Origin of the sequence: Alteromonas sp. BL110 (assembly GCF_003443615.1) — a bacterium.
Lineage (GTDB): Bacteria > Pseudomonadota > Gammaproteobacteria > Enterobacterales > Alteromonadaceae > Alteromonas.
Window position 1 is genome coordinate 4,208,892 of sequence record NZ_CP031967.1, and the last position, 15,107, is coordinate 4,223,998.

Annotated in this window: 17 protein-coding genes; 14 read left to right on the forward strand and 3 right to left on the reverse strand. The window is 44.3% G+C overall.

The window, feature by feature from the left end; genetic code table 11:
* Position 1: 1 nt before the first annotated feature.
* The 7 genes from D1814_RS18335 (at position 2) to D1814_RS18365 (ending at position 6,768) form a co-directional block, all read left to right on the forward strand.
* On the forward strand, positions 2-1,012 hold the full coding sequence (locus D1814_RS18335) for a septal ring lytic transglycosylase RlpA family protein (RefSeq protein ID WP_118495091.1): 1,011 nt from the start codon (positions 2-4) through the stop codon (positions 1,010-1,012).
* Between the two features lie 411 nt (positions 1,013-1,423).
* The gene (locus D1814_RS18340) at positions 1,424-2,608 is read left to right on the forward strand and encodes a D-alanyl-D-alanine carboxypeptidase family protein (RefSeq protein ID WP_183037611.1); all 1,185 of its coding nucleotides are present in this window, start codon (positions 1,424-1,426) and stop codon (positions 2,606-2,608) included.
* A 101-nt stretch (positions 2,609-2,709) separates the two neighbouring features.
* Positions 2,710-2,973 (forward strand): DUF493 family protein YbeD, encoded by a 264-nt coding sequence (ybeD, locus tag D1814_RS18345; RefSeq protein WP_118495092.1) that lies wholly within the window; start codon positions 2,710-2,712, stop codon positions 2,971-2,973.
* An 87-nt stretch (positions 2,974-3,060) separates the two neighbouring features.
* On the forward strand, positions 3,061-3,645 hold the full coding sequence (gene lipB / locus D1814_RS18350) for a lipoyl(octanoyl) transferase LipB (RefSeq protein WP_442857725.1): 585 nt from the start codon (positions 3,061-3,063) through the stop codon (positions 3,643-3,645).
* Complete coding sequence (lipA, locus tag D1814_RS18355; RefSeq protein ID WP_118495094.1) at positions 3,638-4,600, forward strand: lipoyl synthase; 963 nt, start codon at positions 3,638-3,640, stop codon at positions 4,598-4,600. Before lipB ends, lipA begins: the two co-directional genes overlap by 8 nt.
* Positions 4,601-4,813: 213 nt before the next feature.
* Positions 4,814-5,821, forward strand: a complete 1,008-nt coding sequence (ansA, locus tag D1814_RS18360) for an asparaginase (RefSeq protein WP_118495095.1) — start codon at positions 4,814-4,816, stop codon at positions 5,819-5,821.
* A 107-nt stretch (positions 5,822-5,928) separates the two neighbouring features.
* Positions 5,929-6,768 carry a DUF2797 domain-containing protein gene (locus D1814_RS18365; protein ID WP_118495096.1) on the forward strand — a complete coding sequence of 280 codons (840 nt, stop codon included), beginning with the start codon at positions 5,929-5,931 and terminating at the stop codon, positions 6,766-6,768.
* 106 nt (positions 6,769-6,874) lie between these two features.
* On the opposite strand, the gene D1814_RS18370 is transcribed toward D1814_RS18365, so the two are convergent.
* Both D1814_RS18370 and D1814_RS18375 read right to left on the reverse strand, forming a co-directional pair.
* Positions 6,875-7,426, reverse strand: coding sequence for an NAD(P)H nitroreductase (locus D1814_RS18370; protein WP_118495097.1), 552 nt, complete (start codon positions 7,424-7,426; stop codon positions 6,875-6,877).
* A 182-nt stretch (positions 7,427-7,608) separates the two neighbouring features.
* Positions 7,609-8,220 (reverse strand): HvfX family Cu-binding RiPP maturation protein, encoded by a 612-nt coding sequence (locus D1814_RS18375; protein ID WP_118495098.1) that lies wholly within the window; start codon positions 8,218-8,220, stop codon positions 7,609-7,611.
* Positions 8,221-8,264: 44 nt separating this feature from the next.
* Here D1814_RS18375 and D1814_RS18380 point away from each other — a divergent pair, with 44 nt between their 5' ends.
* The 3 genes from D1814_RS18380 to D1814_RS18390 all read left to right on the forward strand — a co-directional run bounded on the left by D1814_RS18380 (position 8,265) and on the right by D1814_RS18390 (position 11,053).
* A complete protein-coding gene (locus tag D1814_RS18380) occupies positions 8,265-8,450 on the forward strand; it encodes a hypothetical protein (RefSeq protein ID WP_118495099.1) in 186 nt (61 codons plus the stop codon).
* Positions 8,451-8,645: 195 nt separating this feature from the next.
* Positions 8,646-10,511 (forward strand): signal peptide peptidase SppA, encoded by a 1,866-nt coding sequence (gene sppA, locus D1814_RS18385; protein WP_118495100.1) that lies wholly within the window; start codon positions 8,646-8,648, stop codon positions 10,509-10,511.
* A gap of 89 nt (positions 10,512-10,600) precedes the next feature.
* Complete coding sequence (locus D1814_RS18390; protein ID WP_197025475.1) at positions 10,601-11,053, forward strand: SprT family zinc-dependent metalloprotease; 453 nt, start codon at positions 10,601-10,603, stop codon at positions 11,051-11,053.
* Positions 11,054-11,156: 103 nt separating this feature from the next.
* On the opposite strand, the gene yfbV is transcribed toward D1814_RS18390, so the two are convergent.
* On the reverse strand, positions 11,157-11,606 hold the full coding sequence (gene yfbV / locus D1814_RS18395) for a terminus macrodomain insulation protein YfbV (protein WP_118495101.1): 450 nt from the start codon (positions 11,604-11,606) through the stop codon (positions 11,157-11,159).
* Between the two features lie 585 nt (positions 11,607-12,191).
* Here yfbV and trxB point away from each other — a divergent pair.
* From trxB to infA, 4 genes are all read left to right on the forward strand, one after another.
* Positions 12,192-13,157 carry a thioredoxin-disulfide reductase gene (gene trxB, locus D1814_RS18400; protein ID WP_118495102.1) on the forward strand — a complete coding sequence of 322 codons (966 nt, stop codon included), beginning with the start codon at positions 12,192-12,194 and terminating at the stop codon, positions 13,155-13,157.
* A 51-nt stretch (positions 13,158-13,208) separates the two neighbouring features.
* Positions 13,209-13,955, forward strand: a complete 747-nt coding sequence (gene aat, locus D1814_RS18405; protein WP_118495103.1) for a leucyl/phenylalanyl-tRNA--protein transferase — start codon at positions 13,209-13,211, stop codon at positions 13,953-13,955.
* Positions 13,952-14,674 (forward strand): arginyltransferase, encoded by a 723-nt coding sequence (locus D1814_RS18410; protein WP_118495104.1) that lies wholly within the window; start codon positions 13,952-13,954, stop codon positions 14,672-14,674. The genes aat and D1814_RS18410 overlap by 4 nt, the downstream gene beginning before the upstream one ends.
* A 75-nt stretch (positions 14,675-14,749) precedes the next feature.
* Positions 14,750-14,968: a translation initiation factor IF-1 gene (gene infA, locus D1814_RS18415; protein ID WP_008844395.1), complete on the forward strand. Its 219-nt coding sequence runs from the start codon at positions 14,750-14,752 to the stop codon at positions 14,966-14,968.
* The last annotated feature ends 139 nt before the right edge of the window (positions 14,969-15,107 follow it).

Genomic DNA, 15,107 nt, shown 5'->3' on the forward strand with positions numbered 1-15,107 from the left:
TATGTTACAGCGCCTTTTTTCGGTACTTGATTTAGTTAACGGGAGCTCACTGCGAGCAAACTTGGTAAACGCAGGTTTCGCCAGCCAACACTTTCTGCGTTGCGGCGCGGCTGTTTTTACCGCAGTTGTATTAGTTGGGTGTCAAAGCGCGCCTTCACAGTCTAGCCGATACACTCAGCAGCAAGACTCTGCACCAAAACACGTTGCAAAAAAACCTGAGACATTAGACGCGGTACCAAAATACGAAGCCTACCGCATGTTCAACAGCAGGCCCTACAAGGTACTTGGAAAACACTATACGCCGATGAATAGCGGTAAAGGCTATGAAGAGGTAGGCTATGCCAGTTGGTACGGTCAGAAGTTTCATGGTCATTTAACCTCAAACGGCGAAACCTATAACATGTTTGCTATGAGCGCAGCTCATAAAACATTGCCGCTTCCCTCTTACGTACGCGTTACCAATTTGGAAAACAACAAGCAAGCCATAGTTCGCGTTAACGACCGGGGCCCGTTTCATGATAACAGGATCATAGATTTATCTTATGCCGCTGCAGTGAAACTTGGCTATCACAGTAAAGGCACGGCAAAAGTTAAACTGGAAGTTATCCATTTTGACGAACAGAACAATGTCACGGTAGGCAATAACCCAACAGTGACCTACGACGAGTATTTAGGCATAGCGGTAACCCCTTCTCCTGAGATAGCCAGTACCTCGCCTAAGCCCCCTCTTGACCCCGCCGCAGCTGATAAAACGGCAAGTATACCAAGCAGCAATACTGTTGCCGACGCCGTTTACATACAAGTTGCCGCGCTCTCAAACGCTGAAAAGGCAAAATCTATTTCCAACGTACTGTCGGCCTTGTATCAAATCCCCGCTCACTTGCCGGTTGCTGATAACATCTACAAGCTCCAGCTTGGGCCTATTCACGACGAAGCTGTCGTGGCAGAGGTACTCGAGCAATTAAAGCAAAACGGTTACCCTAACGCTTACGCGATTACACAAACGCTATAAATTGTTACTGAGCGATAAATAGCCCAGCTTATTTGTTCAGTGTTGTTCATGCCCGTTGAAGGTTGCCCCCCTCATAAAAAAATATGAGCTTACTGTCTTGCCAGCTTATTCCCGCTCATAAAATCAACGACATTATGGCAGCTTTGTGTCATTCAGCAGGCAATATCACGGTTTCTTCGTCTTATCCCTACTATCCCTTAAACTTTTTTGATAAAACCTAGTCTTATAAGCAGCCTTTCGTTAAGATCTCGTATTGCCCCACCATAACGTGGGTAAATTATCAGAGTTCGGTTACGAACTGGATAAAAGCTAAAATTGGGTAGCCATGTTTTGAGGTATTCGCTTCGCGGTCATCGCAATAACAGGGTAAGCTTTAACTCACACGGATAAACGGTCAAAGAAATTAGAACCATGCTCAGAATAATTCAACGCGCTAAACCGTCATTACTTTCATTTGCCTTTTTGGTGATGGGGACATTACTACACACAGCTAACGCTGCAGTAGTGACACCGCCAGCCCCCACTGTAGCTGCAGAAGGTTTTTTACTTACCGACTATGAAACCGGTAACGTTATTGCGTCAAAAAACGCAGATATGCAGCTTGCGCCAGCAAGCTTAACCAAAATCATGACAATTTATGTCATTGGTAAAGAGCTTCAAGCCGGCAATATTAGTCTTGACGATGAAGTTACTATTTCTGAGAATGCATGGGCGAAGAAATTCCCCGATTCATCAAAAATGTTCATCGAAGTAGGTACGCAGGTTTCTGTACGTGATTTGCTTCGCGGCATCGTCGTACAATCAGGTAACGATGCTTGCGTTGCAATGGCCGAACACGTAGCAGGCTCTGAATCTGCATTTGCTAGCATGATGAATGCTCACTCAGCATCACTTGGTATGACTAGTTCTCACTGGGTAAACGCTCACGGATTGCACGATCCAGATCACTACACTACACCACGTGACATGGCTATTTTGTCTCGCGCGCTTATTGCTGAGACGCCAGAAATGTACAAAATTTATAGCGAAAAAGAATTCACTTATAACGGTATTAAGCAATACAACCGCAATAGCCTATTGTGGGATAAGAGCTTGAACGTAGACGGTATCAAAACTGGTCACACGTCAGACGCAGGTTACAGCCTTATCACATCAGCTGAGCAAGGCGGAATGCGTCTAATCTCTGTGGTTATGGGTACCGACAGCGAACGTGCGCGTAAAGTTGAAAACAAAAAGCTACTGAAATACGGCTTCCGTTTCTACGAAACACTAACTCCTTATGAAGCTGGCCATAGTTTCGTAGCACACCGCATCTACATGGGTGATAGAGAAACTGTAGACCTTGGAATTAACCAATCTACCCCCATTACTATTCCGCGCGGTCAGGCGGCAAACTTGGAAGCTAACTTTGAACTTGATGACAAGCTAGAAGCGCCACTTGCAAAAGGCCAGGTAGTTGGAAAGCTTTACCTTCAGCTAGACGGTAAAGATGTGGCTAGCTACCCGCTAGTTACACTTCAGGAAGTGAAAGAAGGCAGTTTCTTCAACCGCGCTAAAGACTACATTATGCTTCAACTAGGTTTTGACGACGAGTAAGTTACCATACAGAAAACGTTAAAAAGGTAGTTGTGAAGCGGCCAGATTTGTTACAATCTGGCCGTTTTTTTATATGATATTTAAAGTACCAAGGATATCGCATGGATACCCGTTTCGACGAATTACTAGATTTTCCAACAAACCAAACCTTCAAAGTAATGGGCGTTGCCCACGAAGACCTACCACAACAGGTAGTTGGCTGTCTTCAACAGCATGCTCCTGGCGACTATTCACCTACAGTGAAACCAAGCAGTAAAGGTACTTACCACTCGGTCTCTGTCAGTGTGCGTGTTACCAGTAAAGAACACATGGAAACCATTTACACTGAATTAGCTAAATTAGAGCTTGTAAGGGTTGTACTTTAAGTGAATGAGCAGTCGACACCGGCTACCGTAGAGGGCGTCATTGTACGTCAACTAGGCCGTCAGCCTTATGCGCCAATCTTTGAGGCGATGAAGCGCTTTACTGATGAGCGCGACCAGAACACGCTAGATGAAATATGGCTTGTAGAACACGATGCGGTATTTACTCAAGGGCAAGCAGGTAAAGCTGAGCATATTTTGATGCCTGGTGATATTCCCGTTGTTCAGGTAGACCGTGGTGGTCAAGTTACTTACCACGGCCCGGGTCAGCAGGTCATTTATCTGATGCTCAACATAAAGCGCCGTAAGCTAGGCGTACGTCATTTAGTCACTGCGATGGAAGAAGCAGTGGTCGGACTACTTGCCAAGTATAATGTTAAGGCCTATCCAAAGCCCGACGCGCCTGGGGTATACGTCGACGAGAAGAAAGTCTGTTCGCTAGGTTTAAGAATACGTAATGGCTGCTCGTTTCACGGCTTGGCTTTAAATGTTAATATGGATCTATCACCGTTTCAGCGTATCAACCCATGTGGTTACGCCGGTATGGAAATGATCGATACCGCGCGCCTTAATGGTCCAACGACACTTGAAACCGCTGGTAAGGAATTAACGCACTTGTTGCTAGAAGCGCTTTCCCTTGCACAGCCAACATATAAAGAAGGTTTTGATGAGTAACGCACGACCTCAAGCGGGGGTAAAACTTCGCGATGATGAAAAAGTAAAACACATACCCGTCACCATTATTCCTACAGAAAAGGAAGAAATGCTGCGCAAGCCTGAGTGGATCAAAATCAAGCTTCCTCGTACTACCGAGAAGATTGACCACATTAAGAAGACCCTGCGCAAAAATAATCTTCACTCGGTGTGTGAAGAAGCAAGCTGCCCTAACCTAGCAGAGTGTTTTAATCACGGTACCGCCACCTTCATGATTTTGGGCGACATTTGTACCCGCCGATGCCCTTTCTGTGACGTAGCCCATGGTAAGCCGCTTCCGCCTAGCGCCGAAGAACCTGAAAAGCTCGCCAAAACCATCGCTGAAATGAACCTGCGTTATGTGGTTATTACTTCGGTTGACCGCGATGATCTTCGCGACGGCGGAGCTCAACATTTCGTAGACTGCATTAACGCAATTCGCGAGCACAGCCCTTCGACAACTATTGAAGTGTTAGTTCCTGATTTTCGTGGACGTATGGACCGTGCGCTAGAGATTTTTAAGAACGGCGTACCCGATGTATTCAACCACAACCTTGAAACCATTCCACGCTTATACCGCGAGTGTCGTCCAGGTGCAAACTACCAATGGTCACTAGATTTACTTAAAAAGTTCAAAGCACAGCACCCAGATGTTATGACTAAGTCAGGCCTCATGATGGGAATGGGTGAAGAGAACGAAGAGATTCAAGGTGTACTTGATGATTTACGTGCTCACAATGTGGATATGCTTACTTTAGGTCAATACCTCCAGCCAAGCCGTCATCACTACCCGGTTAAACGTTATGTTCACCCGAAAGAATTCGATGCTTTAGGTGACTATGCTAAAGAAATTGGCTTCACCCATGCGGCATGCGGCCCTATGGTTCGCTCTAGCTACCACGCCGACCAACAGGCAGCGGGCAAGGAAGTTAAATAAGACGAAGTAAATGAGTTGTAGTTAATTTATAAGTCGCCCATTTAGTTTGCGTTTCGAAGAAAAGACGTAAACTGGTAATAGTGACAAAAAGCGGTGATCCTCACCGCTTTTTTTATGCCTCTATTTCTGGGTGACAAACCCGTAGGTATTGTTAGAATGCCCACAAACTACGCATCCCCTTTTTTTAGGGCCTTTAAGGGTAAGAGCATTCTCATGCGCAAACATATTTATATCGCCTATACAGGCGGAACAATTGGTATGAAGCCATCTAAACAGGGCTATGTTCCAGCCGCAGGCTTCTTATCAGAAACGCTTAAAAATATGCCAGAGTTTCATCGTTCTGAGATGCCCCTTTTTACGCTACATGAATACGACAATCTCATCGATTCTTCAGATATGGATCCTACGGATTGGCAGCGTATTGCCGATGATATCGCTGATAACTACGACAAGTATGACGGCTTCATTATTTTGCATGGCACCGACACCATGGCTTACACTGCCTCAGCGCTAAGCTTTATGCTAGAAGACTTGTGTAAGCCAGTGATAGTAACGGGGTCACAAATTCCTTTAGCTGAGCTTCGTTCAGACGGCCAAGTTAACCTACTTAATGCATTATTTGTAGCTGCGAACTTCCCTATCGCTGAGGTCGGACTTTTCTTTAATAACCGGCTATTACGGGGTAACCGCAGCCGCAAAGTGGATGCAGACGGATTTAGCGCATTTGACTCGCCTAACTTCCCTCCTTTATTAGAGGCTGGCATTAATATCCGTCTTAAAGCAGGGGAACTAGCGAAAGCCCCTACCAACAGCTTAAAAGTTTCTAGTGTAACGGCGCAGCCTATCGGCATGGTAAGTTTATATCCAGGCATTGCACCAGAGGTGATTAAAAACACCCTGCAGCAACCTGTAAACGCGCTAATCTTACTTAGCTACGGCGTGGGGAATGCCCCCCAGAACCCTGAGCTTATTGCGCAGCTTAAATACGCTAAATCCCGTGAAATACCTGTTTTAAATTGCACCCAATGTATGCGCGGTCGCGTGAATATGGGTGGTTATGCTACAGGTCACGGTTTGCAGGAAGTTGGCGTATTGTCGGGTAGTGATATGACGCCTGAAGCTGCTCTTGCCAAACTGCACTATTTATTAAGTAAAGGGCTTCCTTTTGAAGATGTCTGTAAGTTGCTAACGCAAAATCTGCGTGGCGAATTAAGCGACTAAGCTTCTATAAGGGGTTAATGCTAAAGGCTTTATTTAAAATGTAGCTTTATTTAAAACGTAGCAATAGTGCCAAGTAAAAAAGATTTCAAAGAGTAAAGGTTTAAAAAGTGACAACAAACTATTCAGGTATGCTGAAAAAGATGCGTACCTCTGCAGACGAAAATAACAAGGTTAACTATACACTGCCTATTGGCGATGCATTGTTAGATATTAACGAGCTTATCGGTAAAGAGGTGTCCGTTACTTTTACCGGTGAAATTAACTGTGTTCACTGCAACCGTAAAACTAAAAAGAGTTTTAACCAAGGGTATTGCTACCCCTGCTTAATTTCACTAGCTCAATGCGACAGCTGTATTATCAAACCAGAAAAGTGCCACTATCACGAAGGTACGTGCAGAGAGCCTCAATGGGGTGAAGAACATTGCTTCAGCGAACACTTTGTTTACTTAGCAAATACCGGAACCGTCAAAGTAGGCATTACCCGCCAAGTCACTGATGGTGTATCTACACGCTGGATGGACCAAGGCGCAACCCAAGCAACCGTTATGTTGCGCGTGCCCGACAGACTGACAAGTGGGTTAGTTGAAACGTTATGTAAAGACCATATTGCAGATAAAACCAATTGGCGAACCATGCTTAAAGGAAAGCCCGACGAGGTCGATTTAGAGCAAGTGAAAACAGAGCTAATGAGCAAAATTGAAAATGATTTAGAGACGCTAAAACAAGAAAAAGGGCTTCAGTCTGTCTCAGAAGTGTCTACACCAATACACGACATTCACTACCCTGTCGAAGAATACCCGGTAAAGATAAAGTCTTTGAATCTTGATAAGGACCCGTCATTTAGCGGTGTATTGCAGGGCGTTAAGGGTCAGTATTGGATGCTAGATGGCGATCGCGTTATCAACATTAGAAAGTTCGCGGGTTACAATGTGAATCTATCGTTCTAGAGATTATGTCAGGTCTGTTGTTAAGTATTAGCAACAACAGACCTTTATTATAAACAGCTCGCTATGTATGTTGAATATTGTAGTGACTTAGTTAGAAAACTATCGCTTACTGCCAATATTCAAAGTAGTCATCACTATTTCTCTGCGGCTTAGGTGCGGGTTCAAACGCTGGCGTTCCCAAATATAGGAAACCGACTAGTTCATCCTCTTCGCTTAAACCTAATCCGTTCCTTACCGTCTCACAGTGCGCATAGCCCCCGGAGCGCCACATCCCGTTAAACCCCTGTGCGACGGCTGCCATTTGCATGGCCATCACACCGCAGCTTGCAGAGGCAATTTGTTCCACACGCGGTACTTTTTCGTGCTCAATATATTTTGCAATAGCAACGATTATCATAGGAGCGCGTTTAGGGAGTTGAACTGCTCGCTCAATTTCCTTCTGTGACTTCCCATTTTTTATCGCTGATTGTTCATAAAGAGCGCCTAGTTTATCTAGGCCCTTACCTGTACATACAATGAATCGCCACGGCGTCAAGCACGCGTGATCTGGCGCTCGAAGCGCTGCCTGCATGATATTTTCTAGGGCATCACCACTTGGAGCAGGTGCTTCCAATCGCGGCTGAGAACTTCTATTAAGTAATAATGTTAATGCGTCCATTTACGTCCCTACTTTTTTCACTCATATGGTTATTGGTCCATATGCTAGCGCGTAATTAAAATGGTATAACAGAGTTGAAAGCATACCGGTACTATGTGGTAGATCCTACGGCTGAAAAACAAAAAAGACCAGAAAATTCCGGCCTATCAACATGAATATCGTGATGGTGAATAATCGCTAAATTAATCCATTTTGCGACTAAACAATTTACTCAAATAGTAGTCTATGCTGACAAAACGCCCACCGCCATAAATAAACAAAACTAACAACATGACGAAATAGGTGGCCGCGAACTCGATACCGTTATTAAGTACAACAAAATTACCGCTTGAGGTTAGCCAATCATAGTGACCATGCTCTTGTAACAACGACTTAGCGGCCGACAACTTTTCTGGCGCAGCCATAATGCTCTCATTTAATAAGATAGTACCGTCTGCTAACCATGACGACGCGTCCGCTATGGCTAACCATCCATTGTCAGCATGTACGCTTACCATGGCCACGACCATAGTTATCATAAGAGGTATACTGACCAATCGCGTTAAAGCGCCAAACAACAACAAAATACCACCTACTAGCTCAGCGGCTGTAGCCAGAAATGCCATGACCAGCGGCATGGGTAATCCAAGGCCGTAATCGTCGTTCCCGAACCAGTCGACTATACTGTCGAAACTAGATGCTTTATTCCATCCAGCCTGTATCATCACAGGTGCTAGATATAGGCGTATTAAAAGTAATGGGATGCCCTCGGCTACTTGTAGCCGTGTAACAAATTGTTGATAGAGGTGTGTCATCGTTTTGCCTATTCGGTGTGCTTAGAAAATAAGAACGGCGCTTTATGAAAAAAATTTCACCTCACAAAAATAGGCCCTCTCCCTTCTCTCGAATAATGCGAAAAGGCCAAGGAAAAACAAACTACAAAGCGCGTAACGGCAAGCTTCTCATGGTGATGAGCGAAGAAGATCATACTCGCATAGCTAAGTTAATTAGTAAGTGGCTAGCGCAGGATGAAACAAACCAATGACCTACACTAACCAGTGATGTTTTTAATGTGAATTTCTACACTGGCAATACTCAATCCAAAAGTGCTTACAAAAAATTACAATTAAGTTCGCGATCTTACTCGATTTAGGTAACATAATAGGATGCAGTACACTGGGCTTGATACACCTGTTACATCTTGCTCTGATTAGTTAATTCAAAAAAGGTAGTGATAAAAATGGCAGCCAAAGGAAATTGGACTAAATCCTTGTTTATTGGCTTGTGGACGGTGCTTAACTTCACCCGCAAACTTTTCTTTAATGTGATATTCATTGTTATTTTTGTTGGATTGATTATCGCCATTGCCGGTCAGGACGATGAGCCCTTATCAGTGAATAAAGATAGCGCGCTGTTTCTTACTTTGAACGGTAAGCTAGTTATCGAAAAGGAAAGTATTGACCCATTTGAGCAGTTTTTGCAGGAGTCGCTTGGTAGCGAGCCAGAAAATCCTGAAGTGCTCGTTCGCGATGTCATAAAGGTTTTGGAAAATGCCAAGAAAGACCGTCGCATAAAAGCCCTTGTGCTTGACCTCCATGGGTTAACAGGAGGCGGTTTAGATAAACTGCGCACTGTCGCGAACGCTATCGATGCGTTTAAAGAATCAGAAAAGCCGGTTTACGCCATTGGCGATTACTTCTCTCAAGACCAATATTATTTAGCGGCACACGCAGACAACATCTACCTAAACCCAATGGGCGGTTTAATGTTTGAAGGTTACGGGCGCTACGGCATGTACTTCAAAGACATGCTTGAGAAGCTAAAAGTAACCACCCATATCTTCCGTGTAGGTACGTATAAATCTGCTGTTGAGCCTATCATGCGAAACGATATGTCTGAGGAAGCGAAAGAAGCTGAAAAGCAATGGTTAGACGGCTATTGGGCACAATATAAAGCTGACGTTGCCACCGCTCGCGGTATTGATGAAGCAAATTTTGATGAAACACTTCAGGGCTTATTAGCAAAATTTAAAGCGGCAGGTGGTGACTTCGCCCAGTATGCGCTTGAAAACAATTGGGTTGATGCCTTGAAAACTCGCGAAGAAGTAAGACTAGAATTAACCGAACTAGTGGGCGAAGGTGATAACGAGCAGGGTGTAAATCTCACTACGTTTAAATCCTACCTTAAAGTCGTTAACCCACCTATGCCTGTTATAGAATCAGACATGGATAAAGTGGCCATCGTTGTTGCTAAAGGCACTATTTTAGACGGCAACCAAAAAGCGGGCACAATTGGCGGCGACAGTACCGCTCGCCTATTGAGAAAAGCGCGCTTAGATGACAACGTTAAAGCCGTTGTACTTCAAATAGATTCTCCCGGAGGCAGTGCGTTTGCCTCTGAAATTATTCGCCAGGAAGTATTACAGCTTCAACAAGCGGGTAAGCCCGTTATCGCGTCTATGAGCACCTACGCGGCATCGGGTGGCTATTGGATAGCAGCAAGTACCGACAGGATTATTGCAAGCCCAAGCACTATTACAGGCTCTATCGGCGTGTTTGGTATGTTTATGACCTACGAAAACTCACTCGATTATTTAGGCATTCACAGTGATGGTGTAGGCTCAACAGAACTTGCTGGCTTTTCTACTGTGCGCCCTCTTGCACCAGAGTTTGGTCAAATTCTTCAGCGCAACGTTGAAAATACCTACGGTAACTTCTTATCGCTAGTTTCTAACGCTCGTGGTATGTCGGTTGAAGAAGTGGATAGCGTTGCACAAGGTCGCGTATGGATTGGTGAAGATGCAATCGAGCTAGGCTTAGTTGACCAGTTAGGAACACTTGATGACGCTGTGGCTGCCGCCGCAGAGATTGCAGAACTTGAGAACTATGACACCTTCTATGTACAACGCACGTTAACCGCACAGGAAATTTTCTGGAAAGAGTTTTTCGGTCAAGCCATGATGTTCGTAGGAAAGTGGCAGTTTGCTCACGCCGACTCATCGCTAGTTAACGAGTTTAAACGCGTACTTAAAGAGTTTAGTTTAGTTAATAAGCTTAACGATCCTAAAGGAACTTATGTGCTGTGTTTACCTTGTGATGTCGAGTAGTTAACATTAAGTACAGTTAACTACTTAAAGACATAGAGTGAGACAGACACATCGCTTCAAATGATCTAAATGACGAACAGCGTCGCGTTATTACCGGCGCTGTTTTTTATTGTTTTGAGCAAGCAGAACGTTACTTCAACCGGAAGTTTGAACGCCCTGCTATTACGTTTAGACGTTCTGGTAGAAATGCAGGAACGGCGTTTCTACAGCAAAACCGCCTTAACTTTCACCCAATACTTTTCAAAGAAAACGTCGACGCCTTTATAAACGACGTGATTCCGCACGAAGTGAGTCATTTACTGGTATGGACGTTGTTTGGAAGGGTTCAACCCCACGGCAGAGAATGGCAATCGGTTATGCGTGGTGTTTTTAACCGTGCGCCTGCAGCCACACATCAGTTCGATGTGAAACGCGTAACAAAAACCTACCAATATGTTTGCGACTGCGACACCTATGCGTTATCTACGCGCAGACACAATAATATTTTAAAAGGCACACTGTACAAATGTCGGAAATGTCAGGCCCCGCTACGAGCCGCATAAACAGCTGCGAGCCACCTAAAAATTTTCATTTATCGGACAAAAGTTTGCCTAATAGCTAAACTACTATTAACAGGCTACGAGAGCTTTGAAACAACTGGTAGTTTTAATTAAACCAGTGCTTGGTAAACGCGTTATCTAAGTCGTTGAAGGCCGTTTTAAGAAGCTGAGCTAGTTCCCTGTATTTAGGCTTAGACTTAGCATTACTGATATTCACTCCCTGGGTGCGCATTTTAGAGTGAATTTCCTGGTACCAGCTTTTTAGCTGAGGTGGAAGATACTGATCCGAACGATGCCCTAACCAGAGCAAGCCCTGCATAGGTAAGCTTAGAAAGAAAGCACCTATTGTAATAGTTTGAGGAAGGTAATCGGAGCCTAAGTTTTGGTACAAAAGGGCACACGACAACATAGCAACCGGTGGCATAGTTTTGATAGCAAACTTAGTGGCTGCAACAACCCGGCATTCTGGGAAGAAGGCATAAAGTTCTTTTCTCACAGGCCATGTCTTCATGTACTGCTGACCGTTTTTCAACATTGTCATTACTGATTGAGACATGGTTCACCTCTTCGTTCTCAGATGGGTATAGTTAAATTGTAAACTGCTTTTTATCTATTACAATTTAGTTGCGTGATTTTCACCCGTTTTCTTTTTTACGTTCAATGCAGCGCCTCTTATGAAGAACCCGCGATATAGAACATTTTATCAAATAAGATAACGCTTTGGGTAATTAAGTTTTGTCTAAGACGCGGTAAAGCGCTTCTGCGAACCCACTGTAGTTTAGTTACGTTCTGGCTTACTTTTTAGATGCCTTCGGCACATCGATTCAGTGGTTATGCTTAAAAGGTACTACAAAGTTAAAAGCATCGTAATAATTAAAAGGTATAAATTGAGCCTATCTTTAAGTGACATTTTTAGCACTTGAAGGCATCATATAGCGCTTTAGCCTGAACATAGTCTTGTATGGCTTAGTTGTTACTTTTGTTAACACAACTATCTAACGACCTGCAGATAATGCGCTGGCAGATTACTATAATAAAAGTAACTGGGTATTGAGCTTGATTTACGAATTTTCGCCCCTACCTAGCTTTCTAAGAGAATTTTATAAGTAACCCATAACGGGTGAATTATTTGGAGAGGAAAATGGCAGAAAGCAGACACGTCCGTCTACTTATCTTAGGTTCAGGCCCTGCGGGTTATTCAGCGGCGGTTTATGCTGCACGTGCAAACCTTGAACCTGTATTGTTAACTGGTATTCAACAAGGCGGACAGCTTACTACCACCACTGAAGTAGAAAACTGGCCGGGCGATCCAGAAGGACTTACGGGTCCTGATCTAATGGTTCGTATGCAAAAGCATGCAGAAAAGTTTGATACCGAAATTATTTTCGATCATATCAACAAAACTGACTTTTCTAAGCGCCCGTTCACCCTTTACGGTGACAGTGGTACCTATACCTGTGACGCATTAATTATTGCAACAGGTGCCTCTGCTAAATATCTAGGCCTAGAGTCAGAACAAGCCTTTATGGGTAAAGGTGTATCTGCCTGTGCAACCTGTGACGGTTTCTTCTACCGCAATCAAAAAGTAGCGGTTATCGGTGGTGGTAACACGGCTGTTGAAGAAGCACTTTACCTTTCGAACATTGCTTCAGAAGTACACGTTATCCATAGAAGAGACAGCTTTAGAAGCGAAAAAATTCTAGAGAAGCGTCTTCGCGAAAAAGCTGAGAATGGCAACGTGGTCCTTCACCTAAATCGTACCCTTGATGAAGTGCTTGGTGATGAGATGGGCGTAACCAAAGTTCGTATCAAAGATACCAACAGTGAGGCGACAGAAGAGATTGATGTTATGGGTCTTTTCGTGGCTATCGGCCACAAGCCAAACACTGATATCTTCGATGGCCAACTAGAAATGAAAGATGGCTATATCGTAGTGAATAGTGGAACTAACGGAAACGCAACTCAAACTAGCGTTGAAGGTGTATTTGCCGCGGGTGACGTGAGCGACCACATTTATCGTCAAGCTATTACATCAGCCGGAACTGGCTGTATGGCTGCGTTAGACGCCGAAAAGTACCTAGACGGTACCATGCCTGAGCAAGGTTAATACTCTACACCTAAGCCCTACAATTCTGTGGGGCTTTTTTCTGGCTGAATTATGATAGCGTTACACTACATAGAAGAAGGCGCTCCCTTCCCTTCTGTCGATACCGCATTGGAAGACCCCAACGGCCTGTTAGCGTTTGGTGGCGACCTCAGCCCAGCCCGTTTATTTTCAGCTTATTCGCAAGGAATATTCCCTTGGTTTAGCGACGACGAACCTTTGTTGTGGTGGTCACCTGACCCAAGAGCCATTATCGAACTCGACAATTTTGTTGCATCGAAAAGCCTTAAGAAACTCGCTCGTAAGAAAAAGTATAGGGTAACCTTAAATCATGCGTTCGACCGGGTGATAGAGGCCTGTTCATCGACACCCCGTAAGAACCCCAATACGGGAGAGTTGAACAGCGAAACTTGGATAACCGATGACATGATTGGCGCCTATCGACAGCTTAATGGTTTGGGTTTAGCGCACTCGGTAGAAGTATGGAACGGAGATACGCTAGTTGGCGGTCTGTATGGCGTGGGAATAGGAAAAGTTTATTGCGGTGAGTCTATGTTCCATACAGAAAGCAACACATCTAAGCTTGCTATGTTGGCTTTGGTCGAACATATGAAATCTCAAGATATGGCGTTTATCGATTGCCAGCTTCCTACTGAACACTTGTCGTCGTTAGGTGCTAACGTGTTACCGCGTGAAATCTTTATTGAAAAACTCGAAAATAACAACCACACTTTAACTGAAGACGGTAGGCTGTCTGAAGACTACCTTAATCGTTGGAAGCCAAGAGTGATTACTCCGTGAAGTTTGGTATAACGCAATCATTTTCATGTAGCTATTTGCCTGATGAGCAAGAGCAGTTGTTAGTGTACGCCGAAAATAATGATTTTCAGGCGTGGCGATATTCACAACTGATACAAGCGGGCTTCCGTCGAAGCGGCGAGCAAATTTACCGGCCCCACTGCCCTGCCTGCCAAGCGTGTAAATCAGTGCGAATACCGGTCCACGATTTCACGCCTTCTCGCAGTCAGAAACGGCTACTCAAAAGCAACAAGGGTTTTAGCGTTCAGCTCGTTGAGAAAACCAAATCAACGTACTATCCACTGTATGAGCGCTATATTACAGAGCGTCATGCAGACGGCAGTATGTACCCGCCATCTAAAACACAGTTTGATAATTTCGTATTGTGTGAGTGGATGACAACCCATTATTTAGAGGCCTATGATGGCGACAAGCTTATTGCAGTCGCTGTAACCGATATCGTTGATGCCAACGAGCACATGGGAGCGCTTTCTGCGCTTTACACGTTTTTTGACCCCGACTATAGTTCAGCCTCTTTGGGTACTTGGATGATATTGATGCAAATTGAGCAAGCAAAGAGTTTAGGCCATCGATACGTTTATCTGGGGTACTACGTAGATGGCTGTAAAAAAATGTCTTATAAACACAAATTTTCGCCATTTGAGCAGTTTAGTGACAATGAATGGCATCTATTTAGCAAAAATAGTAAAATAGACACTTAATTGCTTTACACCGCACCCAAGATTGGGTAAGGTCTGCGCGGCAAAAATTTTGAATTACTGAGGTAACTGCTTTACATGGCAAAAGAAGATTGTATTGAAATGGAAGGTACTGTGTTGGACACACTACCTAACACTATGTTCCGCGTTGAACTAGAAAACGGTCACGTAGTGACTGCACACATCTCTGGTAAAATGCGCAAGAACTATATCCGTATTCTTACTGGCGATAAGGTCACCGTCGAGATGACTCCTTATGATTTGACTAAAGGTCGTATCATTTATCGCGCAAGATAATGAGCCATTTAAGCGGTAACGCATAAAAAAAGCCCGAGCATTATCGGGCTTTTTCGTATCTGATTGTTACAGCGTCTAAAAGAAACTATAGCGTTAAGATACACAACGACAGTTGTACTGCCTAACGCTACGCTTGGTC

What these genes read in the sequence shown, in the direction of transcription:
- ansA (WP_118495095.1), top strand. Translation starts at nt 4,814, where the DNA reads ATGCGCAAACATATTTATATCGCCTATACAGGCGGAACAATTGGTATG.
- sppA (WP_118495100.1), top strand. Translation starts at nt 8,646, where the DNA reads ATGGCAGCCAAAGGAAATTGGACTAAATCCTTGTTTATTGGCTTGTGG.
- D1814_RS18370 (WP_118495097.1), bottom strand. Translation starts at nt 7,426, where the DNA reads ATGGACGCATTAACATTATTACTTAATAGAAGTTCTCAGCCGCGATTG.
- D1814_RS18340 (WP_183037611.1), top strand. Translation starts at nt 1,424, where the DNA reads ATGCTCAGAATAATTCAACGCGCTAAACCGTCATTACTTTCATTTGCC.
- trxB (WP_118495102.1), top strand. Translation starts at nt 12,192, where the DNA reads ATGGCAGAAAGCAGACACGTCCGTCTACTTATCTTAGGTTCAGGCCCT.
- D1814_RS18375 (WP_118495098.1), bottom strand. Translation starts at nt 8,220, where the DNA reads ATGACACACCTCTATCAACAATTTGTTACACGGCTACAAGTAGCCGAG.
- lipB (WP_442857725.1), top strand. Translation starts at nt 3,061, where the DNA reads ATGAAGCGCTTTACTGATGAGCGCGACCAGAACACGCTAGATGAAATA.
- D1814_RS18380 (WP_118495099.1), top strand. Translation starts at nt 8,265, where the DNA reads ATGAAAAAAATTTCACCTCACAAAAATAGGCCCTCTCCCTTCTCTCGA.
- ybeD (WP_118495092.1), top strand. Translation starts at nt 2,710, where the DNA reads ATGGATACCCGTTTCGACGAATTACTAGATTTTCCAACAAACCAAACC.
- aat (WP_118495103.1), top strand. Translation starts at nt 13,209, where the DNA reads ATGATAGCGTTACACTACATAGAAGAAGGCGCTCCCTTCCCTTCTGTC.
- D1814_RS18335 (WP_118495091.1), top strand. Translation starts at nt 2, where the DNA reads ATGTTACAGCGCCTTTTTTCGGTACTTGATTTAGTTAACGGGAGCTCA.
- yfbV (WP_118495101.1), bottom strand. Translation starts at nt 11,606, where the DNA reads ATGTCTCAATCAGTAATGACAATGTTGAAAAACGGTCAGCAGTACATG.
- infA (WP_008844395.1), top strand. Translation starts at nt 14,750, where the DNA reads ATGGCAAAAGAAGATTGTATTGAAATGGAAGGTACTGTGTTGGACACA.
- lipA (WP_118495094.1), top strand. Translation starts at nt 3,638, where the DNA reads ATGAGTAACGCACGACCTCAAGCGGGGGTAAAACTTCGCGATGATGAA.